Source organism: Roseinatronobacter thiooxidans, assembly GCF_001870675.1.
Taxonomy (GTDB): Bacteria; Pseudomonadota; Alphaproteobacteria; order Rhodobacterales; family Rhodobacteraceae; genus Roseinatronobacter; species Roseinatronobacter thiooxidans.
On sequence record NZ_MEHT01000007.1, the window covers coordinates 147639 to 173741 of the forward strand.

The following is a 26103-nucleotide window of genomic DNA, read 5'->3' on the forward strand; positions in this document are numbered from 1 at the left end:
GTTTTATGTCCTTCAGTTCAGCGCAGGTTCTGCCAAGGGCAGGCCCGTCAGCAGGTTTTGCGGCTTCATGCGGATCGCGCCATCGGCCCCAAGGCCAAGGATCAGCCAGATGGGCTGGCCGCGCAGCTCTGGCCGGATTCGGCTGGTGTCGGCGACCTCCATCCGGAACAGCCCCACCAGTGTAGCGGGCATGGGCTTGCCATGCCACAGCGCATTGCCGATGGCCGTGCCTGCAGGGTCCAGCCCGACAAACCAGCGCAGATCGACATCATCCGCGCGGCTCTGGGGGGTGATCGTCACCTCCAGCCCCAGCATATGGCGAATGAACGCTTCCAATGCCTGCGCCATGCCGCGCCGCGCTTGCGGGTCGCCGCCGAAATTCAGCACCATTGTATGCGCATCGGATCGGGACCAATAGGTCCATTCATTGCCACCGCCCAGCACATCCAGACTGTCCAGCCCGCCCGAAAACATGGCCGTCAGCGGCGAGGCGTGCATTTCCTGCTCATAGAGCTGCACCAGTTCCTCATCCGCCATCAGCAGTTTGTCATCCTTGATATGGCTGCGCTGGGGGCGGAAAAAACACTCTGCCGCGCGCAAGACCTGCGGATCATCGCAGCCATCCAGCGCGTTGCGCAAGATCAGTTGCACAAGCTGCGCCATGAACACCGCAGGCAGTGTGACGCCATCGCGGATGATCTGCGCATAGCCTTCTTCAATGGACCCTGCCGCCAGCAACCTGTCGCGCAGCCCCAGAAGAAAGCGCCAGTTTTCCTGTGCATCGCGGTCTTTCAGCGCGGTCAGTTCCATTTCCGACACTTTGGCGCGGGGGCTGGACATCAGGCGCTTGTGCAAGGCCCGTTCGGCCATGCAGGCGTCAATCGGGGGCAGCACTTCGGGGCGGGCCAGCCAAGCAAGGATCAATTCTTCGGTGACCAGCATCCTCCCTGCGCGGTCCAGCCGTGTCAGATGGTGGCCAGAGGCAACCCAGAATTCAGGCATCAGTCATCCCCTCTCAGCGCAAACAGATCGACATGATCCTCGACCTCTTCGACAAAATGAAACGCGCGGTCATGGCCTTGCAAGTGACTGCCGGAAAAGGCCGTCTCGTCGCGGGGCTTGAGCGTGCGGAACTGTTCGACAATGGCGCCATCCTCGTGGCGGCGGTGCAGCGCGATCAGCGTATTCAGCGGGTGCGCGGCACACAGGCTTTCCGCAAGCGCCACTTCTTCCTCGGCGGCGGGCAATGCTGCGTCCAGTGACGGTGCGCCCAGATGCGTGACAAGGCCTTGCGCCAGCATCCCGACCATATCGGCGCGCTCGTCTGCGCTGGCCTCTTGCACGGTCACCAGCGTGGAATGCCCGAAACCGGCCACCCCCAGAAAGCCAGACCGAAAGGCAATCGCGTCTTTGCGCGACAGCGTGTCGGGCGCGCGGCCCCAGAACAGGAATGTTCCCGGCACCGCCCATTCGCCCGGCTCTGCCGCTTGCGCGAACACCACCTTATCCGACGCATCCAGCCGGATGGTGCGCGGCAGGCGGGTCACAGCTTTGGCCCCGTTGCGTCACGCCAGCCGGTGCTGCCCAACCCTTCCAGCAAGGGCGTAGAGCGTTTGCCACCGCTGGACGGCGTCACCTCAACCAGCCGGTCCCCCTCGATCCGGCGCACACCGCGCAGCAGGGGCGGGTCGATGCGCATCAGGTAACGGTTGGTCACAGCGTCAACCCCGTCATGCGCCCAGCGGTCGAAATACAGCATCATGTAACTGGCAAAGGTCGAGATGATATCCTCGGCCGGATCAAAGGCTTCTTCCTTGAGCGAGGTCGAGTCGGGATATGCGCCGGGCTCGGCAAGATGGTCGCGGTCGGCGATCAATTCGGCGGCGAATACCAACCAGTCGGGCACATCCTGCGGGCCTGTATTCGGGGCCACTTCAAACCGGCCACCGCCGATTCGCGCCTTGTCATAGCGCAATTCATCAGGCCAGTTCAGCCGGACAGAGCGTTCGGGCGGGCAATGGGCGGCCAGCGCATCGGCCACCGCCACCATGCCCAGCAAAAACGCCATTTGCGCCTGTTCCAAGGGCTGTTCCGGTTCCAGCACCACAGCAAAGGCCAGATGCCCCGCCGATTGGTGCACCACCAGCGTGCCGGCCCCGTCTGTGGGGGCCAGTCGCACGGCTTCGCGCAGGACATCTTTTTGGTCCGTGCGGTGCAGTGTATAGGGCGGCGGCAGCGCGATTGCCCCTGCCTGTTCGGTTTCAAACGCGGTTTGCATGCATGCTCCCTGTCGTCTTATCGCGTAAGGGTGCTACCCTTCGCGCCAGATGCGGTCTATATGCCTGTCAGATAGTCCAGCCAAAGGCCAGAGAAAAGCCCGATGCAAGATCACCAGAAAACCCGACTTGTCTGCACCTGCGAAGGAACCATGACGCTGGAGCCTGTGCGGCTTGGCGCACAGGGCCGCGCCGCCAGCCAGTTGTGCCGCGCCCAGCTTGAGCATTTTCGCACAGCCCTTGGCGAGTTTGCCGATGTAACCGTGGCCTGCACACAAGAAGCGCCCCTTTTTGCCGAAGTGGCCGAGGATGCGGGCTTTGAGGGCAGCTTGCGTTTCGTCAATATCCGCGAGGCGGCGGGCTGGTCGGAAGATGGCGCGCGTGCCACCCCGAAAATGGCCGCGCTGCTGGCCATGGCCGAACTGGATGCCACGCCTTTTGACGTGGTCAGCCTTGAAAGCAATGGTGTCGCGCTGGTTCTAGGGCGCGATTCTGTGGCGCTGGATGCGGCGCGCGATCTGGCCGACAGCCTTGATATTACAGTGCTGCTGACCCCCGGTGCGGATGTCATGCCTCCGCGCCAGACAACATGGCCGGTGCTGCAAGGGCGCATTCGCCGCGCGCAGGGCCATCTGGGCGCGTTCGAGTTGACAGTGGATGATTACGCCGCCCCCGCGCCTTCATCGCGCGCACGGCTGGAATTTGAAGGCGCGCGCAACGGTGCGGTGTCGCGCTGTGATCTGGTGATCGACCTGACAGGCGGGCAGGCTTTGTTCCATGAAACCCGCCCCGGCTATTTCCGCGCCGACCCGCGCGATGCGCGCGCTGTGGCTGCGCTGGTCAAACAGGCCGCCGCGATGGTGGGCACGTTCGACAAGCCCAAATATATCGATTTCACGCCCAGCCTGTGCGCGCATTCGCGCAACACCCTGACAGGCTGCACCCGCTGTCTGGACCTGTGCCCGACAGGGGCGATCACCTCGGCGGGCGATACAGTGGCGATTGACCCCAATATCTGCGCGGGATGCGGGCAATGTGCCGCCGCCTGCCCCACCGGCGCTGCCGCCTATGCGCTGCCGGTAGTGGACAATATCGCCGCCCGCCTGCGTGTGGGGCTGGCCGCGTATTTTGACGCGGGCGCGAAAGATGCGCCCATTGTCCTGTTCCTCGACGAGGGGCATGGCGCGCCGCTGGTGGATGCCAGCGCGCGCTTCGGGCGCGGCCTGCCTGCGCATGTGATCCCGGTGCAGGTGAATGAACCCAGCCAGATCGGGCCGGAACTGATGGCGGCCGCGCTGGCATATGGCGCGTCCGGCGTGCATGTGCTGGCCAAGGAACGCCCCGCCCACCCGCTGGACGGGCTGGCAGACAGCCTTGCCCTGATGGAGGTGATCTGCGCGGAAACTGGCCATGGCACAAACCTGTGCACCCTGATCCAGACCGATGACCCCGATGCGCTGGAGGCCGCCTTGTGGCACCCGGCCGCGCCCGCCCGCGCCAAACGCTCGCGGTTTTTGCCCCCCCATGACAAGCGCGGCTTGCTGGTGCTGGCGATGGAGGAGTTGAACCAGACCGCCCCAACCCCTGCCGAAGTGATCGCGCTGCCGCAGGGCGCGCCCTTTGGCAGGGTTGATCTGGACCTTGACGCCTGCACCCTGTGTCTGGCCTGTGTGGGGGCCTGCCCCGCAGGCGCGCTGTCGGACAACCCCGATATGCCCATGCTGCGCTTTACCGAAAGTGCCTGTGTGCAATGTGGCATCTGTGCGGCAACCTGCCCCGAGCAGGCCATCACACTGGCCCCGCAGATGGATTTCACCGCATGGGCCGCGCCCAAGCGCATCCTGAAAGAAGAAGAACCCTTCGCCTGCACATGCTGCGGCAAGCCCTTCGGCACCCGCGCCAGCATTGACCGCGTGTTGCAAAAGCTTGACGGGCACTGGATGTTCTCGGGCGACGCAGGCGAAGACCGCAAGCGCTTGTTGACCATGTGCGATGATTGCCGCACCCGCGAAGTGGTGATCGCAGGCTTTGACCCGCATGAGAAGGCGGACAGCTGACGCGCGGCCTAGTCACCAGTTGCGTTGAAGGTGAAAAGCTGTGTGCCTGCAATGGTGAAGCCGTCAATCAGATCGCGCGCGCGATCCGAGGTCAACCACCCCTCTAGCCGGTGGGCGGCGGCGGCATTCACATGCGGGTGGCGGTCGGGGTTGACAGGCAGATAGGCGTATTGGTTGAACAAGGCCGCGTCCCCCGAAAACAGGATCGCCAGATCGCCTTTGTTGCCGAAACTCAGCCATGTGGCGCGGTCTGACAGAATATAGCCCCCAGTGGCGACCGCGAAATTCAGCGCAGCCCCCATGCCAGACCCTGTGGCGCGGTACCACCGCCCCTGCGGCTCTATGCCTGCGGCCTGCCACAGGGCCAGTTCCTGCACATGCGTGCCGCTATTGTCGCCCCTGCTGACAAATGGCTGCGCCGCGCCTGCGATGCGCGCCAATGCGCCAGCGGCCGTGTCGGCCTGCGCAATTTCTGCCGGATCATCGGCGGGGCCGATCAGGACGAAATCATTATACATGATCTCGCGCCGGTGGGTGGCATGCCCGTCGGCCACAAGCTGGTCTTCTGCTGCGCGGGCATGGGCCAGCACGGCATCGACATCGCCCGCAGCCGCCAGCCGCAGCGCCTGCCCTGTGCCAACGACCAGCAATTGCACCTCTAGCCCTGTATCCGCACGGATCGCGGGCAACAGAATGTCTGACAGGCCGGAATTGGCAAAAGAGGTGGTGACGGCCATGCGCAAAGTCTCGGCCTGAACAGACGGGGCGGCCCATGCCATCAGCAGGGCGCAAATTCCAATTACACGTATCATAGCAGCAAATCCCCCTTCAGAAACGCCGCCCCCTCTGGCGTGGCGGGGCGGGTGAAGAACTGGTCTTTTGGGGCCGTCTCCAGCAGGCGGCCATCATGCAAGAACAGCACATCATCGGCCAGCCGGCGGGCCTGCCCGATATCATGCGTGGACATCACAACCCGCGTGCCCGCCTTGCAGGCATCTTGCAGGATGTGTTCGATATCATGCGTCGCGCGGCCATCAAGATTGGCGCAAGGTTCATCCAGAAACAACAGTTGTGGTGCTGTGACAAGGGCGCGGGCCAGCGCGAGTTTCTGCTTCTCGCCGCCCGAAAGCACCATGGCCGGACGGGCCAGCGCCGCACCAAGGCCAACGCGCGCGGCCCATTCCTCGGCGGCGCTGCGCGCCTGCGCACGGCTGACGCCGCGCAGGCGCAGCGGATAGGCGATGGAATCGCGCACTGTGCGGCGCATCATGATCGGGGCCTGAAAGACGAAGGCTTGCGCCTGCTGCACCTCTGGTGCCTGCGCCGCCCAGCGGATACGCCCGCCAGAGATGCGTTCGATCCCGTGCATGGCGCGCAGGAATGTTGTTTTGCCGCTGCCATTCGGCCCCATCAGAATGCTGATCCCCGCCCCATCCAACACCCATGACACCGGCCCCAACAGGCGCTTGCCGTTGCGCCGGATCTCGATATCTTCAAGGGTCAAGGGCAGGATGGACTGCATGCTCACCACAAGCTTCCCTGTTCTGTGCGTGAAAGCATGTGAATGCCCAGATTGACCGCAACCGCCAAGCCAATCAGGATAAAGCCCAAGGCCAGCGCCAATGCGAAATCGCCCTTGCCGGTTTCCAGCGCAATGGCCGTGGTCAGAACGCGGGTGGCATTGTCGATATTGCCCCCGACGATCATGATCGCGCCCACCTCGCCAATGCCGCGCCCGAAGCCTGCCAGCTTGGCCGTCAGCAAGGTGCGCCGCCCGTCCCAGACCAATGTGGCAATGCGCTGCATGCGTGTCGCGTTCAACGAGATCAGAAGATCGCGGTAATCGGCCCAAAGTTCGCGCATCGCCTGATGCGCGATAGACGCAATCAGCGGCGTGATGATGATGACCTGCGCAATGACCATCGCAGTTGGCGTGAACAACAGCCCCAGCACCCCGAACGGCCCCGCCCGCGACAGCAGGATATAGACAATCAGCCCAACCACCACAGGCGGCAGGCCCATCAGCGCGTTCAGAAGTGCGATGATATAGCGCCGTGCCGGAAAGCGGCTGACCGCCAGCCACGCCCCCAGCGGCAGGCCGATCAGCGCCGCAATCAGGGTGGCGGTTATCGTCACCTGCAATGACCGGATGGTGATTTCCACCAATTCGCCATCCAGTGACACGGCCAGCTTTGCGGCCATCACAAGGCCTTGCCAGATATCATCCATTGCGGGGGGCACCATTCCAGCTAGGTTCGGGGCACAAGCCCGAGATTGCGAGCAAACTAATCGCAGTTCGCAGCAGGATCAACGCCCCAAAAGACTGTGTCCCCTTAGCGCGCAGTGTCGGGCAGCAGGCGCATCAGCGCATCCAGCGTGTCGGCCTCGGATGCGGGTTTGTCATCGCGGATGCGCGCAATGCGCGGAAAGCGCATGGCCACGCCGGATTTGTGGCGGGGCGAGCGGTTCAGCCCTTCAAACGCCACTTCAACCACCTTTTCCGGCTTCACCGCGCGCACAGGGCCGAAGCGGTCCACCGTGTTGTCGCGCACAAAGCGGTCCAGCGCCTTCAACTCTGCATCTGTAAAGCCGAAATAGGCCTTGCCCACGGGCACCAGCGTGGGACCATCCCACACCCCGAAGGTGAAATCCGAATAATAGCCCGAGCGTTTGCCATGCCCGCGCTGCGCATACAGAAGCACTGCATCGACCAGCATGGGGTCGCGTTTCCATTTGAACCAATGCCCCTTGATGCGTCCTGCCAGATAGGGGCTGTCGCGGTGCTTGATCATCACCCCCTCGATCACCGGCTCTGGCGGGGCGGCGCGCAGGGTGGCAAGGGCGTGCCAATCGTCAAAGGGCAACAGCGCGGACAGGTCTATACGCGCGGGGTCAAGGGTTTGCACCGCCGCTTCCAGCGCGGCGCGGCGCGCGCTGAATGGCAGGGCGCGCAGATCGCGGCCCTGCCAGAGCATCACATCATAGACCCGCAGCGCCGCCGGATGCGAGGCCAGCATGCGGCCACTGACCTGCTTGCGCCCCAGACGGGTTTGCAAATCGTTAAAAGGCGCGACCTGATCGCCACGCCGGACCAGCAATTCACCATCCAAAGCGCCCTCAAAATCCATCGCGGCAATCACATCGGGGAAGGCGGCCGAAATGTCGTCGCCCGTGCGCGAATAGAGCCGCTTTGTGCCCCCTTCGGACACGGCCTGCACGCGGATGCCGTCCCATTTCCATTCTGCGACGTATTCGGCAGTGTCCAGCATGGCCAAGGCTTCGGCGTCTGTGGCGGTGGATAGCATGACGGGCCGGAACGGCGCAAATGCGGCGCTGACGGGTTTGGGGCCATTCTCTGCCCAGTGGAAAAGGCTTTCATAGGGCGGTGACAGGCCATGCCAGACCTCTTCCACCTCGGCCAGATCAAGGCCGCCGTAATCGGCCACCGCCTGCCGCGCAAGCCGCGCCGAGACGCCCACGCGCAAGCCCCCTGTCGCAAGTTTCAGGTACGCATAGCGGCGCGAGGGGGTCAGCGCATCCAGCCGTGCGGCGATGACCTGCGCCAGCTGCGCCTTTGGCGTGCGCTGCAATTCCTCTACCACCTTATGCAAGGGAATATCCTTCCCCTCTGCCCCGTCCGGCCAGATCAGCGCGATGGTTTCGGCCAGATCGCCCACGAAGTCATAAGACAGCGCGAATAAGTCCGCATCCACCCGCTCTGCCACCAGCGCCCGCAACAGCGACGGCGTGACCGCGCGCAGGTCCAGCCCCCCCGTCAGGGCGGCCAGCGCCAACCCGCGATCGGGGTCAGGGGTGGCGGCGAAATAGGCCTCAAGATGCGCCAGTTTCAGCGTGCGGCGGGGGGTGAAGGCCAACCGCTCCAACAACTCTGCGAAACCACCGATCATTCCGGTTCATCCTCATAGCCCACCAGCCGCAAGGGGCGTGCCTTGCGCTGGTGCATCTCGCACCAGCGCAGGATTGCATCCTCGCGCCCATGGGTGACCCATGTTTCTGCCGGATCAAGCTCGGCTATGGTTTGGGTCAGTTGCGGCCAGTCCACATGGTCGGAAATCACCAGCGGCAATTCAACCCCGCGCTGGCGGGCGCGGGCGCGGACCATCATCCAGCCAGAGGCGAAACAGATCACAGGGTCGGGAAACCGCTGTGCCCATGTTGCGGCAAAGGCCGAAGGCGGGGCCAGAATAATCGCGCCTGCAAAATCGCCCTTCTTGCCCCGCGCCACTGTCGCGGGCCGCAATTCGCCCAGCGGGATGCCTTGGGCGATGTGATAGTCACACAGCTTTTGCAGCGCGCCGTGAATATAGATGGGCGCATCATATCCCGCCTGCCGCAACAGCATGATAACGCGTTGCGCTTTGCCCAAAGCATAGGCCCCCACCAGATGCGCGCGATCCGGAAAAGCCGCGACCGAGGCGAGAAGTTTGGCAATCTCATCGCGCGGGTCGGGGTGGCGGAAAACAGGCAAGGCAAAGGTGGCCTCGGTCACCAGAATGTCGCAAGGCACCGGCTCCCACGGGGCGCAGGCGGCGTTGGGGGTGCGGGTGTAATCGCCCGTGACCACCACTGTGCCCCCTGCCCCCGCAATGCGAATCTGGGCCGAGCCAAGCACATGGCCCGCAGGGTGAAAGCTGACCTGAACACCGCCGATCTGGCTAATGCCTTCGGCCACCTGCCGCGACTGCGTGAAATCCGCGCCATAGCGCAGCGCCATAATGTCGAGGGTCTGGCGCGTGGCCATCACTGCGCCATGGCCCGCGCGTGCGTGGTCTGCATGGCCATGCGTGATCAGCGCGCGGGCCACAGGGCGGACAGGGTCCACGAAAAACCCGCCTTCGGGGCAATACAACCCCTCCGGGCAGGGGATCAGCGGGGGCGGCGTGGCGGGCATGGCGGGGGCTATTGCGTTTGGGGGGTCTGGTGGCAGAGCATAGCACGCAGCCGTATCAGGCCAAGCGCGCAGGCGAAAAAGGAATGGCGGTCAGGTGCCTGCCGGTTGTCTTGAATTGGGCGCTGCGTGTCCTGCCATGCGCTTGCGTGAAGGGTCGGGTTACGGGAATGGGGCGCGCAAACCTGCTCAGGTACTCCCCGAAAAGGCGCAAGACACAGCCCTTCAGGGCTTGCCGTTAAAGGCGCTTTCCAGCCGCGCCCATTCCGCCGGGTTTCCCGGCAGGCCAAGGCGCAGCCAATGCGCGGAATAGGGGAAAATGCGGCTCCAGATATGGGCGCGGGCCAGTGCCGATTGCGCGCCCACCGCATCTGGCGTGGCATAGGTGCGAAACAGTGCGGTGCCGCCCACAAGCGCCCATCCGGCGCGCAGCGCCATGTCATCCAGCCGCGCGCCCTCTTGCGCCAGCCGCGCGCAGGTCTGGTCGTGCCAGCCGCGATCGGCCAGCGCGATGCGCCCCAGCTCCAGCGCGGCCCCGCTGACAGGCCAGGGGCCTGCCATTTCAGACAATTGCGCCACGCGCTCTGGCCCTGCAAAGGCGAACCCCAGACGCACCCCTGCCAGCCCCCAGAATTTGCCAAAGGACCGCAGCACGATCAGCCGATCACAGGCATGGGCGGCCAGTGACAGGTCTGGCACAGGGTCGGCGAAGCTTTCATCAACCACAAGGCAGCCCACCTGCTGCGACAGGGCGCGCAACAGTTTGGGGTCATGGTGCCGCCCGTCGGGGTTGTTGGGGTTCACGACGATGGCCAGATCGGCCCCTGCCAAGGCGCTGATCTCCTCCAGCTCGGCCACATGCCAGCCTGCGGCGCGCAGGCAGGCGGCGTGTTCGTTATATGTGGGGGCAAGAACCTTGGCCCGCCCGGCAGGAAACAGGCGCGGAATCATCTGGATGGCCGCTTGTGCGCCTGCAAGCGCAACGCCCAGCGCATTGGTGCCAAAGGCGTGCCGCGCGGCCTGCATCAGGGCATTTTGTGCCGCGCGGGTGGGCAGATCGGTCCAGACATGGGCAGGCATATCGGGCACAGGATAGGGCTGGCGGTTGATGCCTGTGGACAGGTCAATCCAGTCCTGCCCGCCAAAGCGGGCCTGTGCCTGATCTATATTTCCGCCGTGATCGCGCATGCATGGCTCTGTCTGGCTGCTCGGTCCTGCTGTGCCTTTAGCAGAAGACCAGCGCAAGAGGGAACCGGATGATCTGACACAGGCCGCCTGTGTCAGAGGCGCCCTTTCAAAAAGCCCCCCAGCATGGATTGGACCTGCCCCATATCCAGCGCGCCTGCGGCACCTTTTGGCGTCAGTTTGTCGATCATTGCGGGCAGGGCTTTTGAGAGCGCGGCAGAAGCCTCGGCCGGGGTCATCCGCGCCTGTGCGGCCAATTGGTCGATCACGCTGGCCCCAAGTGCGGTCTGCACCTCCTCGCCTGAAACCGGCTGGTTCGGCCCTGCCCCCAGCCAGCTGGCCACTGCCTCGCCCAGACCTGCGCTTTGGAAATTGGAGACGAGTCCGGGCAGGCCACCAATCGGGCTGTCCTTGGACAACAGGCCCATTGTGGCCTGCATCAGTTTCGGGTTCTGCATGACAATCGCGGCAAGACCCGCCTGCCCACCGGCCCCCGACAGAACAGCACCCGCAAGTGTTTTCAACAAACTCATGTTAATCGTTCCTGAAATAGTTACCTGAATGACAGCCCCATACCATTGGTCAGGCCATCTGTCACCGTTTGCCGTAATACAGGCCCACGACATGTTCGGCTTCGGCAAAAAACAGCCAGCGTTGGGCCAGCATGCCTGCGATATGGGCAAGCAATGCAAGGCCGACCACCGCATAGCCCGCAGGCAGCAGCAAAGCCAGCGCAGGCAGAACCGCGCCCAGCACCAGCGCGATGACACGCAGCTTGCGGGCATGTTTGCGCCCCACGACATGCACCATCTCGCGCAGCAGATAGTTGCGCCCTGAATGCGGCGGCTCCAGCAAGCGGACGCGCCCGAAGCGGCCCAGCCCCGTAGCGGTGCCCGTGTCGCTGCGCGCGAGGGCGAATTGCTGATCCCCCAAGACCCAATGCACGGCCATGGCAAGGCCAAGCGCCAGCATCAGCCAAAGCGCAAGGGTCAGTTGCGCGGCCAGAAGCGCGCCGCCTGCAAGCGCTGCCAGCACGAAAACCGGCGGGGTGGACCAGTGATGCCAGCGCGGAACCGCGCGGATTTGCGCATAGATCATGGCGGTGGCGACAATTGTGGCAAGCGCAAGTGCAGCCCCCAACCAGCCCAGCAGCGGCAATGGCCTGTCCCAGAACACCGATGCCGCCGCATGCGGCGCCATAAGCGCGAGCGTGGCCGCAGAGAACACCGCCTCGCGCGACAACCAGCTGGAACGCCATTGCGAGAACGCCTTGAGCGCGCGTTCAGGGTGGCCCAGATGAAAGGCCGCCGCAATCAGCCCCGCCCCGGCAAGCGCATAGCCCAGCCCGAACAGGATGAAGGCCGCCAGCCCCGTGGGTGCGCGCAGCCCAAGGCCCAGCCAGACCAGCAGGCCAAACCCCATGCCCGACAGAACAGTGAACAGAATAAGCGAAGGGGCAGGATGCATGTCAGAGCTTCTCCAGCGCGCGGTCAAGCCAGCCCAAAAACCCCTGCGCCGGTCGGGCGGGGGTTGGCGCGCTTGTGTCGGGCGCGCACAGGCTGGCCAGAGCGGGCATCTGCAATGTGTCGCGCCCGCGCGGGGGCAGGTATTTGTTGACAGGCCGCGTGCCTTGTTCGGGCATCAGATCAAACCCGCCGCGTTCCGCGACAAGCTGGCTGACGGCACTTTCAGGATTGCCCAGATCGCCGAAATGGCGCGCGCCTGCAGGGCAGCTGCGCACACAGGCGGGTTCGCGGTCCTGTTCGGGCAGGTTCTCGTTATAGATGCGGTCCACACACAGGGTGCATTTCTTCATCACCTTCTCGGCCCCGTCCATTTCGCGCGCGCCATATGGGCAGGCCCACGCGCATAGCCCACAGCCGATGCAGTCGGTTTCATTGACAAGAACAATGCCATCCTCGGCGCGTTTGTAGCTGGCCCCTGTCGGGCAGACAGTGACACAAGGCGCATCGTCGCAATGCAGGCAGGATTTGGGGAAATGCACCACCATCGGCGGGGCCGCATCGCGCGTGACTTCAAAACTATGCACGCGGTTGAGGAATGTGCCTTCGGGGCTTTCGCCGTAAGCATCCATATCCGAAAGCGGCGCGCCGTAGTTTTCGGTATTCCAGCCCTTGCAGGAAATCACACAGGCATGGCAGCCCACACAGGTGTCCAGATCAATCACAAGGCCCAGTTTGCGGGCGGGGGTGGGCGGCAGGGTCGTCATGTGGCGCGCCCCTTTGGTGTGGCCGCTACCTTCGGCGGTGCGATGTGAGTATTTAAGGCAAGAAAATGTGCCATGGGGCTATTCCTTGACCTGATGGGCGAGATTGCGGGGCGGTTTTGGCACAGGCGAGGATTGCGCGCTATGGGCAGGGTAGCTGACGGTTTGCCCTGCGGGGGCCTTTTCGATTTTCACCCTCAGGTCATACCATGCGGCCTGTCCGGTGACGGGGTCGGAATTGGCCCAGCGCAGCCCGTCGCCCCTGGGCGGCAGAAGTTCATGGATCAGGTGGTTGAGAAGGGTGGATTTTGTGGCCTCTGGCGCGTTGGGGTCCAGCGCCCATGCGCCGCGCCGTTTGGCAACTGCGTTCCATGTCCAGACAGTGTGGGGGTTGAGCGCGTCCATGCGCACCACAGGCAGGGTGATGCGCCCATGGGGCGAGGTGAGCGTCGCCCAGTCGCCTGCCTCAAAGCCATGCTGCGCCCAGAGATAGCCCGAGATATAAAGCGGCGTGTGGCCGTGGATCTGGCGCAGCCATGCGTTCTGGCTGCCCCATGAATGGTAATGCGCCATGGGGCGCTGGGTGAGCGCGTGAAGCGGGTAGTCTTTGGCGGCTGCATCGGCGTCGGTGAAGGTGGGATACCAGATTGGCAGCGGGTCCAGTGTTTCCATAAGGCGCGCGCGCAGATGGTCGGGAGGCTGGCGGCTTCCATGCCCTTCGGCGGCCAACTGGAACTTGCGCAGGGGTTCGACATAGAGGTTGAAGACATAGGGTTGCGGGCTGTCATAAAGGCCGCGTGCCACGGCCCAATCCTGATAGGCCGCGTTCCACGGCTTGAAGAACTGCGCATCCTCGGGGATATGGCAGGTCCAGAAGCCGCCGTTTTCGATATAGCGGTTGATCTGGTCGGGGTTGGGCGCGCCGCGCCCCTGCCCTGTGCCATCTGGCCCGCGAAACCCTGCCAGCGGGCCGATACCGGGGCGGCGTTCGTGGTGGGTGATGTAATCGGCATAATCCCTGAATTTGGGCGTGCCATCGTCGCGCACCATGCCCGGCAAGCCAAGCCGCGCGCCAAGGTCCAGCAGCACGGACTGGAAGGGGCGCACATTGCGGTCAGGGGCGACGACAGGCCAGCGGATGCTGTCTGCCAGCGCATCTGCCTCGCAGATGGGGCGGTCGAGCAGCGAGATGCAGTCGTGGCGTTCCAGATAGGTGGTGTCAGGCAGGACCAGATCGGCAAAACCCACCATTTCGGAAGCGTAGGCGTCGGAATAGATGATGCGGGGTATTTTATAGCTGCCATCGGGGGTCTTGTCGGTCAGCATCTCCATGACCGCGCTGGTATTCATGGAAGAGTTCCACGCCATATTCGCCATATAGAGAAACAGCGTGTCGATCTGGTAAGGATCGCCCGCATGGGCGTTCGAGATGACCATATGCATCAGCCCATGCGCTGAAAGCGGCGCATCCCATGAGAAGGCCTTGTCGATGCGTTTGGGCTGCCCGTCATCATGGATCAGCAAATGTTCCGGCCCCAGCGGATAGCCCAGATGCGGGCCATCCAGTGGCTGGCCGGGGCTGTGGCCCGCATGGGGGCGGGGATGGGCCTCTGGCGGTTTGGGGTATGGCGGCTTGAAGCGGAAACCGCCCGGTGTTTCGACACTGCCGATCAGGATTTGCAGCATATGCAGCGCGCGCGCGGTCTGGAAACCGTTGGAATGGGCAGACACACCGCGCATGGCATGCATGGCGACAGGGCGGCCCACCATTGTGTCATGCTTGACCCCGCGAAAATCGGTCCAGGGCTGGTGAAGGGTGATTTCTTCCTCGAATGCCACGCGCGCAATCTCGGCGGCGATGGCGCGGATGCGGGCGGGGGCGATGCCGCAGCGTTGCGCCACAGCCTCGGGGGCGTAATCGGGCGAAAGGTAGCGGTCGGCCAGATGGCGGAAGACCGGCAGATGCGTGACGCCGCCAATGTCCACCCCTGCGGCCAGATCGGGGGCGATATCTGGCGCGTCCCATGCGACCGCGCGGCCTGTGCGGCGGTCGCGCACCAGCGGTTTGCCATCGTCCCCGCGCAGGAACAGCCCCTTTTCGGGGCCGTCATGCGCGTTTACCAGATAGGGCGCATTGGTGTAGCGGATGAGGTAGCCCAAGTCGATCTTGCCTGCGCGCAAGAGTTCATGGACCAGCGACAGGATGAACAGACCGTCTGTACCCGGAGTAATGCCCACCCAGTCATCGGCGATGGCATTGTAGCCAGAGCGGATGGGGTTCACCCCGATGACCCGCGCACCGCGCGCTTTCAGCTTGCCAAGGCCCATTTTGATGGGGTTTGAATCGTGGTCTTCGGCCACGCCAAACAGCAGAAAAAGCTTGGTACGGTCCCAGTCGGGCTGGCCGAATTCCCAGAATGACCCGCCCATCGTATAGATACCCGCCGCCGCCATATTGACGGAACAAAAACCGCCATGCGCGGCCCAGTTCGGCGTGCCGAAAGCCTGCGCCCACCAGCCGGTGAAACTCTGGCTTTGGTCGCGGCCTGTGAAGAAAGCCAGCTTTTCGGGTGCTGTCTCGCGCAGGGGTTTCAACCAGTCGGTGGCCAGTTGCAGCGCTTCATCCCACGAGATTTCCTGAAATTCGCCCGACCCGCGCGGGCCAACACGCTTGAGCGGTGCACGCAGGCGGGCGGGCGAGAGGTGCTGCATAATGCCCGCGCTGCCTTTGGCGCATAGAACACCCTTGTTTACCGGATGGTCCCGATTGCCTTCGATGTAAGCAACCTTGCCCTGCTTCATATGCACATCAATCCCGCAGCGGCAGGCGCACATGTAACAGGTGGTCTTGCGGACCTCGTCCGAGACCTGTGGCGACAGGTTCAGCGCGGGTTGGCGGGGCATTGCCATGCTCTCTCCGATTCTGATCCTCTGCGGCATGCAGGCGCGGAACGTCGTTGCGCATATCAGACCAGAAACGGGACGCAATTGTCCAGATAATATAATCTTTCCAGCCAAATGCAGGCAGGTGGCAATGCCCGCGCAGCAGGTTTTCAGACCGGCGGCACCCGTGTTACGCGATCCGGCGGAAGGTCGAAACCTCGGTCGAATTGTCGAAAAACGGCACCGAATCGGCCATCTCCTCGCCCTCGATCCGGGCTTGCGCCTCGGCCAGAACGACTTCGGTGATGAAGGGCAGGTTCAGGCGGCGCGCCTCTCGCAGAGAGACCCAGTGCAGATGGCTGAGTTCGTCGCAGGCGGCAGAGAAATCGTCCAGATCGCCCAAGACCGCATCGGCATTGGCCAGAAAGAAGCGCGCATCAAAGCGGCGGGGGCGGCCGGGGGGCGTGATCGCGCGGAAGATGTAGCGCAGGCCATGCGCATCGGGCACCAGCCCGCGCGCCGCGAACCCCTGCCAATCGGCAGGCGGGTCGCGCCAGTCGCCCGGACATCCCAGCATCAGGCCGGTTTCTTCCCACAACTCTCGGATTGCGGCGACAGCAAGCGCATCGGGGGCGGCATGCCCTTGTGACAGGCGCAACCGGCAGGACTTGGCCAAAGGCCGCGCCAATACGATGTCGCGGTCTGTTGCATCGACCGCGCCGCCGGGAAAGACGAATTTTTCAGGCATGAAGGCGGCTTTGCTGCCGCGCTGGCCCATCAGAACATGCGCCTGTGCACCGCTGCCGCGGATCAGCAGAACAGATGCGGCATCGCGCAATGCGGTTTTGTCAGCGTTGGCGTCCATCCGTCCCCTCGAACCCGTGCATGCGGCGTGACCATTGTATGGCCACGATCATGCCCTTGAATCGCGGGAGAAGAAACAGCGAAAGTGCAACCAGCAGCGTTGCAAACACCCCGAACATGACAGCGGGATGCCAGTCCCATGCGAACATGGCCGCAACCATCAGCGGTGTGACCACTTTCAGCGTGACCAGCATGGTCAGATAGGCAGGCCCGTCATCGGCGCGCTGATGGCTGAGATCCTCGCCGCAGCTGGGGCATTCGTCGCGCACCCGCAGATACCGTTCTAACAACGCGCCGTCCCCGCAGGCAGGGCATTTGCATTGAATGCCGCGCAGGATGGCGGGGGCCATCGGACGGTCATCAGTCAGCTTGGGTTCTGCCAGTGTCATGCGCGCGCTCCTTTAGATCAAGCCGGACAGATACAGGTGCCGGGCCGGAAAAAACAGCCCCCCCACCGTGTTTGCGACGCGATGCCGCAAGGCATGGCAATTTTTTGCGACGGAATTGGGCAAAGGCTGCGTTTGACACTGTATCAAGGGGCGAATGTCCGCCCGGACAGGAGAGATGACCATGGAAAAACTTAGCCTAGCCGCCGTGATTGGTGCAATGATGCTGCTTGCAGCCCCTGCCACTGCGCAAATGCGCATGTCGATGCCAAGTTTTGAGCAGTTGGATACAGACAGCACCGGCAGCCTGTCGCTGGACGCATTTCAGGCAGGCTTGCAGCAGCACCGCGAGGCCGCGCGCGAGGACAGGATCGCGCAGATGATGGAACACGCCAATGAGGATGGCACGCTGGATGAGGCAGGCTTGCGCGCCGGTTTTGCGCAGATGCGCGGCCAAGGGCGCGCGGATATGGCAAGCCGCCTGTTTTCGCGGATTGACAGGAATGAGGATGGTGTCATCGATGCTGCCGAATATGCGCGCTTTGCCGAGATGATGGACAAGCGCGGGCACCAGGGCCGCAACCAGATGCGCGGTCGGAACTGAACAGAGGCGTGGGTCGGGTGCGCAGTGCCGCGCCTGACCTGTGATTAGGGCGCATATATGCCGCTGGAAGAGCGATCAGATATGGATCAGGCGGCGTTGCTGGCCCGCTTTGCTGCGGGTGACAGGCGCGCAGCCGAAGCGCTGACCGATCTGATTGCGCCGCGCATTCTGCGGTTTGCAGCGCGCATGCTGGGCGACAGGGCCGAAGCCGAGGATGTGACCCAAGAGGCCATGTTGCGGCTGTGGCGGGTGGCCCCTGACTGGCAGGACGGGGCCGCGCAGCCCGCCACTTGGGTGTACCGCGTTGCCTCCAACCTGTGCACGGACAGGCTGCGGCGGCGCAGGAAAACGCTGGACGAAATGCCGGACCTGCCCGACATGTCCCTGAGCCAGCACGCACAGATGATGCAGGCCGCCCGCGCGCAAGCCTTGGAAGCGGCCCTTGCCCGCCTGCCAGAGCGCCAGCGTCAGGCCGTGATTCTGCGCCATCTTGAAGGGCTGTCCAACCCCGAGATTGCCGCGATCATGATGCTGGGGGTCGAAGCTGTCGAAAGCCTGACGGCACGGGGAAAACGAAACCTGTCGGCCATTCTGGCCGGCACGCGCGATGCATTGGGGTATGATGATGACCAGTGACAAGACCGAAACCTCTGCGCAGGGCGCAGACCAGCCGCCGGAAAACGCGCTGTTGGCGCAGCTTTTTGCGGATGCACAGGCCAGCCCGCCAGAGCTTGGCGCGGGTCTGCGTGCCCGCATTCTGGCCGATGCAGATGCCTGCCTGATGCCTGCCCCGCGCAGGAAACAGGGCTTTGCGCCTTGGCGCAACTGGTTTTCAGGCTGGGCCGCACCCGGGCTTGCAGGCGGGGCCGCTGTGGCGGTTGCCGGTTTCTGGATCGGGGTAAGCCTGCCGATGCCGGGCCTTGCGCTGGACGCGCCCGAATGGATGCAGGGCGCGCTTGGCACGATGGACCTGATTGCCATACAGCTGATCGGGCTGGATGACCCCCTTTTGTTGGAGTTCTGAGATATGGACGAAACCCGGACGAAACGCCGCTTTCCGTGGCTTAAACTGGTGCTTGTGATCTCGGTTATGTTGAATCTGGCAGCCGCGGGCATGATCTGGGGCATGGCGTCGCGTGCGGGAACCTCCGGTTCGCTGTTGCGGGCATCGGTCGCGGCATTGCCCGCAGAGGACCGCCGCGCGCTGCGCCGCGACACCGGCGCGATATGGCGCGAAGCCCGCAGCGCCGAGCGCGGCGCGCGCACGGCCCCCAGAGAGATGATAGCAGCCCTGGAGGCCGAGGATTTCGACGCCGACGCCTTTTCCGCCGCGCTGCGACAGGCGCAAGAACGGCTGTTGCGCATAAGCAACCAGATGCATGACCAGCTTCTTGCCAAGGTCAGCGCCATGTCACCGCAAGAGCGCCGCGCCTATGCCGCATCCCTGCAAGAGCGCGTCACGTCGCGCCCTTGGCGCAGTGGGGGGCGCGCCCGCGACTAAGGGGGTCGGCGGCACCCGGCCCCTCAATCGCGGCGCAGCGGCCCAGAGTGACACGGTTGCGCCCCGAGGATTTCGCCTTGCGCAACGCCTGATCGGCATACTCCACCACGCGCCTGATCCGTTCCAGCCGGCTCATGGGGGGGTCGGATGCTTCGCATTGCTGCACTGTCACCCCGATAGAGGCCGTCACCCGCAGACTGTAGCCGCCTGTCGTCAGCGTATAGCTGCGCCCCTCGATCCTGCGGCGGATCGTTTCGGCCATGTCGCGCGCATGCGCCATGTCTGCCCCCGGCAGGACCAGCAAAAATTCCTCGCCCCCATAGCGCGCCAGCACATCTTGCGGGCCGATGGCAGCGCGCATCCGCGTTGCGGCTTCGACCAGCACCTCATCCCCTGCGCCATGGCCGAAACTGTCATTCACGCGTTTGAAATTATCCAGATCGATCAGCAATATGGCATAGGTTCCCGGTGCCGTTTTGGGCCGTTCCGCAACCAGATCGGACAGGCGCGACATTGCATGCCGCCGGTTGAACAGCCCTGTCAAAGGGTCGCGGGACGCAAGGTCCAGCTCTGCCCCCAGCGCCAGACGCAAAGCATCCATCTTGTGCTTGCGCTTGATCATCGCGCGCAAGCGCAAATGCGCCTCTTGCGTCTCCAGCGGCAGGCGAAGCGCTTCTTCCGCGCCCAGATCCAGCACGATTGCACGCGGGGTGGCCGCATTCTCGCGCAGCAGCACCGCAATGGGAATGCGGCAGGTCGCAGGGCGCGCGCGCAGCTCGGCGATAATGTGAAGCCCCTGTTCTTCCAGAACTTCGGGGGCAAGCACCAGAACATCCGCATCGCGCGCCGGATTTTTTTCTGCCAGAACATCTGACACGCTACAGCTATGGGTAAACAGGCTGGGATCAGCCCCCTCCAGCCTGTTGGCCGCGACAGGGGCAAAGCCCCCCCCACCGCGCACCAGCGTAACCTGTGCAGTGGGTTGGAAAACTGCCGCAGCTTCTGCCAGCCCGTAGCGCAACCCCGGCGTGGCCCGTGCCTGAAATTCCTTCTCGACCGCGCTGGAGCGCAGCAAGGCACGAATGCGCGACATCAGATAGCCGTCATCCAGCGGTTTGCTCAGGTAATCATCGGCCCCTGCCTCCAGCGCGCGCAGACATGTGGCGCGCGATGTATCCGCAGAAAACAGGATGACGGGGACATTGCGGGTCTTGGGGTTACGGCGCAGCTGCGTGCAAATTTCCAGCCCTGTCGCATCGGGCAGGTTGAAATCCAGCAACACCAGATCGGGCACATTGTCACAGACAAGGCGCAGCGCCTCTGCCCCTGTTCCCGCAAGGCGTATGTCATAACAGGCCGCTGTCAGCTTCGCGCGCAGAATCATGCGGCTGAGAAGCAGATCATCCACCACGAGAATCTGAGCAGGCATTGTGACCACCCTATGGATTGCTTAATCATGTCTGAAGATTTACCGCAGAGTGGTTAACAAACCCTTTCTATCTGCACAGGTGGACCGAATGAATCACACGCGCGCTGAAGAGATTGCGCTGGCCGCGCTGGACTGGCTGTGTGCGCAAGACACGCATTTGCCCGTCTTTCTGGCCGCCAGCGGCGCAGATGCGCAGGATTTGCGCGCGCAACTGGTGGCCCCGACCGGGCCGGATGAGTCGCTTTTGCTGGCGGTTCTGGATTTCATCCTGATGCGCGACGACACTGTGGTGGCGTGTTGCAGCGCGCAGGATCTGGGCTTTGACCAGCTGGCCATCGCCCAAGCCGTGCTGTCTGGCGCGGCACAGATGCACTGGACATAGGCCAACGGCCCTTGACTTCTGGCCCGTCAGATTGTGTATCGCCACAGCCGGACGACTTGCAGCCAAAAGGGGCATATCATGCACGCCTATCGCAGCCATACCTGCGCCGATCTGACCGCCGCCCATGTGGGTGAAACTGTGCGCCTGTCGGGCTGGGTGCATCGCATCCGCGATCACGGGGGGGTTTTGTTCATCGACCTGCGCGACCATTTTGGCATCACGCAAGTGCTGGCAGACAGCGACTCGGCCGCGTTCAAGGATATTGAAAAACTGCGCGCCGAATATTGTATCCGCATTGAAGGCACTGTGAAGGCGCGCGATGCAAGCCTAGTGAACGCCAAGCTGAAAACCGGCGAGATTGAAGTCTATGCCCGCGCAATGGATATTCTGGGTGCCGCCGACGACCTGCCTTTGCCGGTTTTTGGCGAGCCGGACTACCCCGAGGAAACGCGGCTGGCCTACCGCTTTCTGGACCTGCGCCGCGACGGGCTGCATGCGAATATGATGCTGCGCTCGAATGTGGTGCGCTCCATGCGCAACCGCATGTGGGACCAGCAGTTTACCGAATTCCAGACGCCCATCATCACGGCCTCCAGCCCCGAGGGCGCGCGCGATTTTCTGGTGCCCTCGCGCCTGCATCCGGGCAAGTTCTATGCCCTGCCCCAAGCCCCGCAGCAATTCAAGCAGCTGATCATGGTGTCGGGCTTTGACAAGTATTTTCAGATAGCACCCTGTTTCCGCGACGAAGACCCCCGCGCCGACCGCTCGCCCACCGATTTCTACCAGCTTGATGTGGAAATGAGCTTTGTCGAGCAGGAAGATGTGTTTGGCACGGTTGGCCCTGTGCTGCAAGGCGTGTTCGAGGAATTCGCAGGCGGCAAAAAGGTTGATCCCTGTGCCGACTGGCCGCGCATCCCTTACGCCGAGTCGCTGTTGAAATACGGCAGCGACAAGCCTGATTTGCGCAACCCGATTGAAATGCAGGTCGTGTCCGAGCATTTCCGCGGATCGGGTTTTGCGATTTTTGCGAAATTGCTGGAAAATGAAGGCACCGAGATTCGTGCCATCCCCGCGCCCACAGGCGGGTCGCGCAAGTTCTGTGACCGGATGAACGCCTTTGCCCAAGCGCAAGGGTTGCCGGGCATGGGGTATATTGTTTGGCAAGCAGAAGGATATCCGAACAATATCGTTTTGGATGTCAATCATCCTGATACAAAGAGATTAAAGAATCTCCAAAACATTGAACGAGACTACAACGAGGCGCTTCGGCTTGGCAAAGATCCAGAAGCTCCGAAACCTATTGGAGAATACGAGTTTTCGACCAATACCGTTGCTAAAGGTCCGATCGCAAACAACATTGGCCAAGATCGGTGTGAGGCAATTCGCGACCAACTCAATTTAAAGCAAGGCGACGCCGCCTTCTTCCTTGGCGGCAAGCCCGCGCAATTCGAGGGCGTGGCGGCGAAAGCCCGCGACGAGATTGGCCGCGAGTTGAAGCTGGTCGATGAAAACCGCTTTGCTTTCGCATGGATCGTCGATTTCCCGATGTATGAGGCCGACGGGGAAACCGGCAAGATCGATTTCAGCCATAACCCGTTTTCCATGCCACAAGGCGGTATGGCCGCGCTGGATGGCGACCCGCTGGCGGTCAAGGGTTATCAATATGATCTGGCCTGCAACGGCTATGAAATCCTCTCGGGGGCGATCCGGAACCACAAGCCGGAAATCATGTATCGCGCGTTCGAGATTGCGGGCTATCCGAATTCCGAAGTGGACAAGCGCTTTGGCGGCATGGTCAAGGCGTTCAAATTCGGCGCCCCGCCCCATGGCGGCTGTGCGGCAGGGATTGACCGGATCGTGATGCTCTTGGCGGATGAGGCGAATATCCGGCAGGTGATCATGTTCCCCATGACCCAGCGCGCCGAAGACCTGCTGCTGGTGGCCCCCTCTGCGCCAACCAATGAGCAGTTGCGCGACCTTGGCCTGCGGATCGCGCCGAAGGACTGAAACAAAGCCGCGCGGGCACGCCCCGCGCGCCCTGACGCTTTTGCGCGCGTGGGGTGCCAATGGGCAACCGCATCGGCACTGCATCTGGTGTGCATATAGCGCCCGTTTTGGCGCGGCTTGCAGGTATCTGAAGCGGTTTTCTATGGGGGCTGTGCAGGACGCGACCGCCGTTCGCGCGCAGCTCGCGCGGAACAAAGGCGCGAAGCGCCGCCGCGCATCGCCGGGCCGTACCCCGGTACGGCGATTTGGCTTGGCTACGCGCAAAGCCTTGATCTTACGGGGATTTGGCTGGCATAAGGTGCTATAGCACGGGTCGAGGATCGCCACACCACAGCCCGACGCTGCATGGCTTGGGTTGCTTCTCCAGTGTCTCCTAAGGTCTCTCAGCCGCAATCACACCTCTTCCATCAACACGCGCGCGCTAAATCAACGGCTGCGCGCGCAGGCGGTGGCGCAAAACCCCGACAAGCGGGCCAGTCCCTGCCCCGTTTTGCGCAGCGCCAAGCGCATCCAGCATGGCCGTATCGTGCAAGCTGCGGGCAAGCCCTTCGATGAATTGCAGCGCATAGGCGCGGCGGTTGCCCTTGTCTGGCCCCTGCAACAAATCCAGCGCCAGATAGAAATCATCGCGCATCGCCCCCATATCCGGCACCGCTTTGGGCAAACCAAGGCCATTCGGGGGAGTTGCGAAACAGGACGGGGCCAGGGCTGCGCGAAATTGTGCCAGACTGGCAATCGGTTTTGCCATGAACCTGTCGGCCCCTGCGGCACAAGCGGCGGCTTCCAGTTCCGGCTGGCCCGAGATGGCGATGATCAGCGGCACCCGCAAGGGCCTGCGCGCACAGTCCGCGATCAGGTCCAACCCGCATCCGTCGGGCAGGCCAAGGTCGATGATCACCGCATCGGGCGTATACAGCGCCAGATGCCGCCTTGCGCGGCATAAAGTATCGGCGCGGCGCAAGCGCCCGCCTGTTCCCCGAAACATGATGCGGATCGCGTCACTGAACAGGCGGCTGTCTTCCACCAGCAACAGGGTTCCGCCCTGCTGGTACCTGTGCGACACCCCCGCCACAGCGGGTCGTTCACCAGCCCTGCGGCCGGAATATGCGGAATGCGTGTTCATTCTTCCCTCCGTCTTTGCTGACCCCAGTTCACCCCAATTTGACTAAGAAGCCGTTAAACCCATGCGCAGTTGCGCAGCTTTGGTCCGATGCGCGCTACTGGCATCTTGCCACATCGCCGCCAGCCCCGCATAAGCAGATGCAGTATGTATATCTTGGAGGGACAGGATGATCGGACGTTTGAACCATGTTGCTATCGCCGTGCCGGATCTGGAAGCGGCCGCCGCACAATATCGCATGACACTCGGGGCCGATGTCGGCGCGCCCCAGGATGAACCCGACCATGGCGTGACAGTGGTGTTCATCACCTTGCCCAACACCAAGATCGAGTTACTTTACCCGCTGGGAGAGAACAGCCCGATTCAGGGCTTTCTGGACAAAAACCCCGCAGGCGGCATTCACCACATTTGTTATGAGGTGGAGGATATTCTGGCCGCACGCGACAAACTGAAATCCGAGGGCGCGCGCGTTCTGGGCACCGGAGAGCCGAAAATCGGCGCGCATGGCAAGCCTGTTCTGTTCCTGCACCCCAAAGATTTCAACGGCTGTCTGGTGGAGTTGGAGCAAGTCTGATGTCAATCATGTCTGCAATCGCGCTATATGGCGTTATCTGGTTCATGACCATGTTTCTGGTACTGCCCTTTCGCCTGCAAACGCAGGGCGAGGCAGGCGAGGTGGTGCCCGGCACCCCCTCTTCCGCGCCGTCGGATGCGCAGATGCTGCGCAAGGTCAAGCTGGTGACAGTCATCGCCACACCCGCGTTTCTGGTGATCGCAGGCATCATCATTTCCGAGGTGATCACCTTTGCGATGCTGGAACGGCTTACAGGTCGGGGCTAGGTGCTGGCTGGTGCAGGCGGTGATACATATGCGTGAACACCGCCGCCCCCACCAGTGGCATGACAAGGTTCAGCACCGGCACGCTTAGGCCAGCGGCCAGCACAGTGCCCGGCACCCACAGGCGGAACATATGGCGCTTTTGCAACGCGCGCGCGGCGTCACCGTCATGGCGGCGGCGCGCCACCATGGTGAAATATTCGCGCGACAGCAGAAAACCGTTCACCAGCCACAGCAACACCAGCCCCCACCCGTTGGACACGGCAAAAACACCCATCCCCAGCACATTCAGCGCCACCAGCAGCCCGAAATAACGCATGGCGTCATTGGCCTGTTCGCGGAACGGCACGGATTGGCGCGGATCAAGGCCGCGGTAATGCTCTGCCTCGACCGCGTCTGCGACATCGTTCAGATACAGCCCTGTGAAAACCGACGCGACAGGCACCATCAGAAACACCGACAGCCCCAGCAGATACAGGATAGAGCCGAAGGAAAACAACGATCCGATGCCCTGCACCTGCCCCGTGATTGGCAAAAACAGCGCCCCCGGTATAAGCAGCTGCACCAACAGCAGCACAAAGGCATAGATCACGAATAACAGCGCCACAGACAGCGCAATCCCGATCCATAATGGAACGCGAAAGCGGGGGTCACGCAACTGGGCGATGGCTTTGGCAAAGGCGTCGATCATGCTGCGGTTCCTTCAGGGTCTTGCACGGCGCGGGCGCCGGATGGCGGGTTGTGGATGGTGGTTTGGCCTGCCGCCTGCGGGCGGATCATTCCCGTATCCATGTTGTCAGCGCGGCAATATCGGGGCGCGGGCGGTCAGGCGGCGTGGCCTGCGCCGTGCCGATATGGACAAAGCCCGCGACCCATTCCTGCGGGGCAAGGCCCATCTCTTGCAAAATGGCCCTGTCCGAGGCGACCCAGCCTGTCAGCCAGTTCGCGCCCCAGCCTGATGCAAGTGCGGCATTGACCAGCCCAAGGCATACTGCGCCCACAGACAGGGTCTGTTCGATTTCGGGTATCTTGTCAGAGGGTTTCGGGCTGGCCACGACCGCCACAACCAGCGGTGTCTGTGCAAATGTGGCCGCCGCCTTGAGGGCTTTTTCTTCCGCGATTCCTTGTTCTGCACCGCGTGCCGCGATCATCGGGGCCAGTCGGGCGCAGGCGGCGCGTTCCAGAACCACAAAGCGCCACGGTTCCAGCTTGCCATGGTCTGGCACACGGGCGGCGGCCTGCAGCAAGGGCAAAAGCTGCGCACCGTCAGGTGCCGGTGCTTGCAGCATCTTGGCCGGACGCGAGCGGCGCGTCAGCAGGAAATCCATCGCAGCGGGGTTTGCAGTCATATGACACCTGAAGCAGGGGAAGCGTTGCCCGAAGCCTAGCCTGTCTGCCCCAGCTAGGAAAGGGGGCGCGGGCCAGTTGCGTCAGTT

General features: G+C 63.1%; 28 protein-coding genes. 9 read left to right on the forward strand and 19 right to left on the reverse strand.

Features of this window, described 5'->3' with window-relative positions:
• Positions 1-12 precede the first annotated feature (12 nt).
• Genes BG455_RS03875 through BG455_RS03885 form a run of 3 tightly spaced genes read right to left on the reverse strand, consistent with a single transcriptional unit; the run spans position 13 to position 2278 of the window.
• Positions 13-1002 (reverse strand): DUF6352 family protein, encoded by a 990-nt coding sequence (locus BG455_RS03875; RefSeq protein WP_071468648.1) that lies wholly within the window; start codon positions 1000-1002, stop codon positions 13-15.
• Positions 1002-1547 carry a DUF6505 family protein gene (locus BG455_RS03880; protein WP_071468649.1) on the reverse strand — a complete coding sequence of 182 codons (546 nt, stop codon included), beginning with the start codon at positions 1545-1547 and terminating at the stop codon, positions 1002-1004. The genes BG455_RS03875 and BG455_RS03880 overlap by 1 nt, the downstream gene beginning before the upstream one ends.
• The gene (locus BG455_RS03885; RefSeq protein ID WP_071468650.1) at positions 1544-2278 is read right to left on the reverse strand and encodes a biotin/lipoate--protein ligase family protein; all 735 of its coding nucleotides are present in this window, start codon (positions 2276-2278) and stop codon (positions 1544-1546) included. The genes BG455_RS03880 and BG455_RS03885 overlap by 4 nt, the downstream gene beginning before the upstream one ends.
• A gap of 102 nt (positions 2279-2380) precedes the next feature.
• Between BG455_RS03885 and BG455_RS03890 the strand changes: the two genes are divergently transcribed.
• A complete protein-coding gene (locus BG455_RS03890; RefSeq protein WP_071468651.1) occupies positions 2381-4333 on the forward strand; it encodes a 4Fe-4S binding protein in 1953 nt (650 codons plus the stop codon).
• 8 nt (positions 4334-4341) lie between these two features.
• On the opposite strand, the gene BG455_RS03895 is transcribed toward BG455_RS03890, so the two are convergent.
• The 12 genes from BG455_RS03895 to BG455_RS03950 all read right to left on the reverse strand — a co-directional run bounded on the left by BG455_RS03895 (position 4342) and on the right by BG455_RS03950 (position 16790).
• Positions 4342-5145 carry an ABC transporter substrate-binding protein gene (locus BG455_RS03895; protein ID WP_071468652.1) on the reverse strand — a complete coding sequence of 268 codons (804 nt, stop codon included), beginning with the start codon at positions 5143-5145 and terminating at the stop codon, positions 4342-4344.
• The gene (locus BG455_RS03900; RefSeq protein ID WP_071468653.1) at positions 5142-5855 is read right to left on the reverse strand and encodes an ATP-binding cassette domain-containing protein; all 714 of its coding nucleotides are present in this window, start codon (positions 5853-5855) and stop codon (positions 5142-5144) included. Before BG455_RS03900 ends, BG455_RS03895 begins: the two co-directional genes overlap by 4 nt.
• A gap of 2 nt (positions 5856-5857) precedes the next feature.
• Positions 5858-6562, reverse strand: coding sequence for an ABC transporter permease (locus BG455_RS03905; protein ID WP_071468654.1), 705 nt, complete (start codon positions 6560-6562; stop codon positions 5858-5860).
• Positions 6563-6666: 104 nt separating this feature from the next.
• Positions 6667-8238, reverse strand: coding sequence for a cisplatin damage response ATP-dependent DNA ligase (locus tag BG455_RS03910; protein ID WP_111361172.1), 1572 nt, complete (start codon positions 8236-8238; stop codon positions 6667-6669).
• The gene (locus BG455_RS03915) at positions 8238-9245 is read right to left on the reverse strand and encodes a ligase-associated DNA damage response exonuclease (RefSeq protein WP_071468656.1); all 1008 of its coding nucleotides are present in this window, start codon (positions 9243-9245) and stop codon (positions 8238-8240) included. Before BG455_RS03915 ends, BG455_RS03910 begins: the two co-directional genes overlap by 1 nt.
• 222 nt (positions 9246-9467) lie before the next feature.
• Positions 9468-10430 carry a threonine-phosphate decarboxylase CobD gene (gene cobD / locus BG455_RS03920; RefSeq protein WP_071468657.1) on the reverse strand — a complete coding sequence of 321 codons (963 nt, stop codon included), beginning with the start codon at positions 10428-10430 and terminating at the stop codon, positions 9468-9470.
• A 92-nt stretch (positions 10431-10522) separates the two neighbouring features.
• Positions 10523-10960, reverse strand: coding sequence for a YidB family protein (locus tag BG455_RS03925; protein WP_071468658.1), 438 nt, complete (start codon positions 10958-10960; stop codon positions 10523-10525).
• A gap of 61 nt (positions 10961-11021) precedes the next feature.
• On the reverse strand, positions 11022-11894 hold the full coding sequence (locus BG455_RS03930) for a dimethyl sulfoxide reductase anchor subunit family protein (protein ID WP_071468659.1): 873 nt from the start codon (positions 11892-11894) through the stop codon (positions 11022-11024).
• A gap of 1 nt (position 11895) precedes the next feature.
• The gene (locus BG455_RS03935) at positions 11896-12657 is read right to left on the reverse strand and encodes a 4Fe-4S dicluster domain-containing protein (protein ID WP_071468660.1); all 762 of its coding nucleotides are present in this window, start codon (positions 12655-12657) and stop codon (positions 11896-11898) included.
• 78 nt (positions 12658-12735) lie between these two features.
• Entirely contained in the window at positions 12736-15558 is a 2823-nt protein-coding gene (locus BG455_RS03940; protein WP_084386126.1) for a molybdopterin-dependent oxidoreductase, read from the reverse strand.
• Positions 15559-15727: 169 nt separating this feature from the next.
• The gene (locus BG455_RS03945; protein ID WP_071468662.1) at positions 15728-16402 is read right to left on the reverse strand and encodes an NUDIX hydrolase; all 675 of its coding nucleotides are present in this window, start codon (positions 16400-16402) and stop codon (positions 15728-15730) included.
• On the reverse strand, positions 16386-16790 hold the full coding sequence (locus tag BG455_RS03950; protein ID WP_071468663.1) for a DUF983 domain-containing protein: 405 nt from the start codon (positions 16788-16790) through the stop codon (positions 16386-16388). Before BG455_RS03950 ends, BG455_RS03945 begins: the two co-directional genes overlap by 17 nt.
• A 181-nt stretch (positions 16791-16971) precedes the next feature.
• Here BG455_RS03950 and BG455_RS03955 point away from each other — a divergent pair, with 181 nt between their 5' ends.
• From BG455_RS03955 to BG455_RS03970, 4 genes are read left to right on the forward strand one after another with little or no spacing between them, the layout of a single operon-like run.
• On the forward strand, positions 16972-17391 hold the full coding sequence (locus BG455_RS03955) for an EF-hand domain-containing protein (protein ID WP_170124711.1): 420 nt from the start codon (positions 16972-16974) through the stop codon (positions 17389-17391).
• A 57-nt stretch (positions 17392-17448) separates the two neighbouring features.
• Positions 17449-18027 carry an RNA polymerase sigma factor gene (locus BG455_RS03960; protein WP_071468665.1) on the forward strand — a complete coding sequence of 193 codons (579 nt, stop codon included), beginning with the start codon at positions 17449-17451 and terminating at the stop codon, positions 18025-18027.
• A complete protein-coding gene (locus BG455_RS03965) occupies positions 18017-18415 on the forward strand; it encodes a hypothetical protein (protein WP_143079872.1) in 399 nt (132 codons plus the stop codon). The genes BG455_RS03960 and BG455_RS03965 overlap by 11 nt, the downstream gene beginning before the upstream one ends.
• 3 nt (positions 18416-18418) lie before the next feature.
• Entirely contained in the window at positions 18419-18892 is a 474-nt protein-coding gene (locus BG455_RS03970; RefSeq protein WP_071468667.1) for a periplasmic heavy metal sensor, read from the forward strand.
• Here BG455_RS03970 and BG455_RS03975 read toward each other — a convergent pair.
• Positions 18849-20321 carry a diguanylate cyclase gene (locus tag BG455_RS03975; protein ID WP_071468668.1) on the reverse strand — a complete coding sequence of 491 codons (1473 nt, stop codon included), beginning with the start codon at positions 20319-20321 and terminating at the stop codon, positions 18849-18851. The genes BG455_RS03970 and BG455_RS03975 overlap by 44 nt on opposite strands.
• 88 nt (positions 20322-20409) lie before the next feature.
• Between BG455_RS03975 and BG455_RS03980 the strand changes: the two genes are divergently transcribed.
• Positions 20410-20703, forward strand: coding sequence for a DUF3572 family protein (locus tag BG455_RS03980; RefSeq protein ID WP_071468669.1), 294 nt, complete (start codon positions 20410-20412; stop codon positions 20701-20703).
• Between the two features lie 78 nt (positions 20704-20781).
• The gene (aspS, locus tag BG455_RS03985) at positions 20782-22710 is read left to right on the forward strand and encodes an aspartate--tRNA ligase (protein WP_071468670.1); all 1929 of its coding nucleotides are present in this window, start codon (positions 20782-20784) and stop codon (positions 22708-22710) included.
• Positions 22711-23131: 421 nt separating this feature from the next.
• On the opposite strand, the gene BG455_RS03990 is transcribed toward aspS, so the two are convergent.
• Positions 23132-23833 (reverse strand): response regulator, encoded by a 702-nt coding sequence (locus BG455_RS03990; RefSeq protein WP_071468671.1) that lies wholly within the window; start codon positions 23831-23833, stop codon positions 23132-23134.
• A 166-nt stretch (positions 23834-23999) separates the two neighbouring features.
• Here BG455_RS03990 and mce point away from each other — a divergent pair, with 166 nt between their 5' ends.
• Together mce and BG455_RS04000 are read left to right on the forward strand one after the other, a co-directional pair.
• Positions 24000-24404, forward strand: coding sequence for a methylmalonyl-CoA epimerase (gene mce / locus BG455_RS03995; protein ID WP_071468672.1), 405 nt, complete (start codon positions 24000-24002; stop codon positions 24402-24404).
• Positions 24404-24670 (forward strand): DUF1467 family protein, encoded by a 267-nt coding sequence (locus BG455_RS04000; RefSeq protein ID WP_071468673.1) that lies wholly within the window; start codon positions 24404-24406, stop codon positions 24668-24670. Before mce ends, BG455_RS04000 begins: the two co-directional genes overlap by 1 nt.
• On the opposite strand, the gene BG455_RS04005 is transcribed toward BG455_RS04000, so the two are convergent.
• Together BG455_RS04005 and BG455_RS04010 are read right to left on the reverse strand one after the other, a co-directional pair.
• Positions 24654-25358: an EI24 domain-containing protein gene (locus tag BG455_RS04005; RefSeq protein ID WP_071468674.1), complete on the reverse strand. Its 705-nt coding sequence runs from the start codon at positions 25356-25358 to the stop codon at positions 24654-24656. The genes BG455_RS04000 and BG455_RS04005 overlap by 17 nt on opposite strands.
• Positions 25359-25443: 85 nt before the next feature.
• Positions 25444-26016 (reverse strand): nitroreductase family protein, encoded by a 573-nt coding sequence (locus BG455_RS04010; protein ID WP_071468675.1) that lies wholly within the window; start codon positions 26014-26016, stop codon positions 25444-25446.
• Between the last annotated feature and the right edge of the window lie 87 nt (positions 26017-26103).

Bases quoted from the DNA above. Each gene is read 5' to 3' on its own strand.
- BG455_RS04010 (WP_071468675.1), bottom strand. From the start codon at position 26,016: ATGACTGCAAACCCCGCTGCGATGGATTTCCTGCTGACGCGCCGCTCG.
- cobD (WP_071468657.1), bottom strand. From the start codon at position 10,430: ATGCGCGATCACGGCGGAAATATAGATCAGGCACAGGCCCGCTTTGGC.
- BG455_RS03980 (WP_071468669.1), top strand. From the start codon at position 20,410: ATGAATCACACGCGCGCTGAAGAGATTGCGCTGGCCGCGCTGGACTGG.
- BG455_RS03990 (WP_071468671.1), bottom strand. From the start codon at position 23,833: ATGAACACGCATTCCGCATATTCCGGCCGCAGGGCTGGTGAACGACCC.
- BG455_RS03950 (WP_071468663.1), bottom strand. From the start codon at position 16,790: ATGACACTGGCAGAACCCAAGCTGACTGATGACCGTCCGATGGCCCCC.
- BG455_RS03900 (WP_071468653.1), bottom strand. From the start codon at position 5,855: ATGCAGTCCATCCTGCCCTTGACCCTTGAAGATATCGAGATCCGGCGC.
- BG455_RS04000 (WP_071468673.1), top strand. From the start codon at position 24,404: ATGTCAATCATGTCTGCAATCGCGCTATATGGCGTTATCTGGTTCATG.
- BG455_RS03915 (WP_071468656.1), bottom strand. From the start codon at position 9,245: ATGCCCGCCACGCCGCCCCCGCTGATCCCCTGCCCGGAGGGGTTGTAT.
- mce (WP_071468672.1), top strand. From the start codon at position 24,000: ATGATCGGACGTTTGAACCATGTTGCTATCGCCGTGCCGGATCTGGAA.
- BG455_RS03945 (WP_071468662.1), bottom strand. From the start codon at position 16,402: ATGGACGCCAACGCTGACAAAACCGCATTGCGCGATGCCGCATCTGTT.
- BG455_RS03925 (WP_071468658.1), bottom strand. From the start codon at position 10,960: ATGAGTTTGTTGAAAACACTTGCGGGTGCTGTTCTGTCGGGGGCCGGT.
- BG455_RS04005 (WP_071468674.1), bottom strand. From the start codon at position 25,358: ATGATCGACGCCTTTGCCAAAGCCATCGCCCAGTTGCGTGACCCCCGC.
- BG455_RS03875 (WP_071468648.1), bottom strand. From the start codon at position 1,002: ATGCCTGAATTCTGGGTTGCCTCTGGCCACCATCTGACACGGCTGGAC.
- aspS (WP_071468670.1), top strand. From the start codon at position 20,782: ATGCACGCCTATCGCAGCCATACCTGCGCCGATCTGACCGCCGCCCAT.
- BG455_RS03890 (WP_071468651.1), top strand. From the start codon at position 2,381: ATGCAAGATCACCAGAAAACCCGACTTGTCTGCACCTGCGAAGGAACC.
- BG455_RS03905 (WP_071468654.1), bottom strand. From the start codon at position 6,562: ATGGATGATATCTGGCAAGGCCTTGTGATGGCCGCAAAGCTGGCCGTG.
- BG455_RS03885 (WP_071468650.1), bottom strand. From the start codon at position 2,278: ATGCAAACCGCGTTTGAAACCGAACAGGCAGGGGCAATCGCGCTGCCG.
- BG455_RS03955 (WP_170124711.1), top strand. From the start codon at position 16,972: ATGGAAAAACTTAGCCTAGCCGCCGTGATTGGTGCAATGATGCTGCTT.
- BG455_RS03960 (WP_071468665.1), top strand. From the start codon at position 17,449: ATGCCGCTGGAAGAGCGATCAGATATGGATCAGGCGGCGTTGCTGGCC.
- BG455_RS03935 (WP_071468660.1), bottom strand. From the start codon at position 12,657: ATGACGACCCTGCCGCCCACCCCCGCCCGCAAACTGGGCCTTGTGATT.
- BG455_RS03970 (WP_071468667.1), top strand. From the start codon at position 18,419: ATGGACGAAACCCGGACGAAACGCCGCTTTCCGTGGCTTAAACTGGTG.
- BG455_RS03965 (WP_143079872.1), top strand. From the start codon at position 18,017: ATGACCAGTGACAAGACCGAAACCTCTGCGCAGGGCGCAGACCAGCCG.
- BG455_RS03975 (WP_071468668.1), bottom strand. From the start codon at position 20,321: ATGCCTGCTCAGATTCTCGTGGTGGATGATCTGCTTCTCAGCCGCATG.
- BG455_RS03895 (WP_071468652.1), bottom strand. From the start codon at position 5,145: ATGATACGTGTAATTGGAATTTGCGCCCTGCTGATGGCATGGGCCGCC.
- BG455_RS03930 (WP_071468659.1), bottom strand. From the start codon at position 11,894: ATGCATCCTGCCCCTTCGCTTATTCTGTTCACTGTTCTGTCGGGCATG.
- BG455_RS03940 (WP_084386126.1), bottom strand. From the start codon at position 15,558: ATGCCCCGCCAACCCGCGCTGAACCTGTCGCCACAGGTCTCGGACGAG.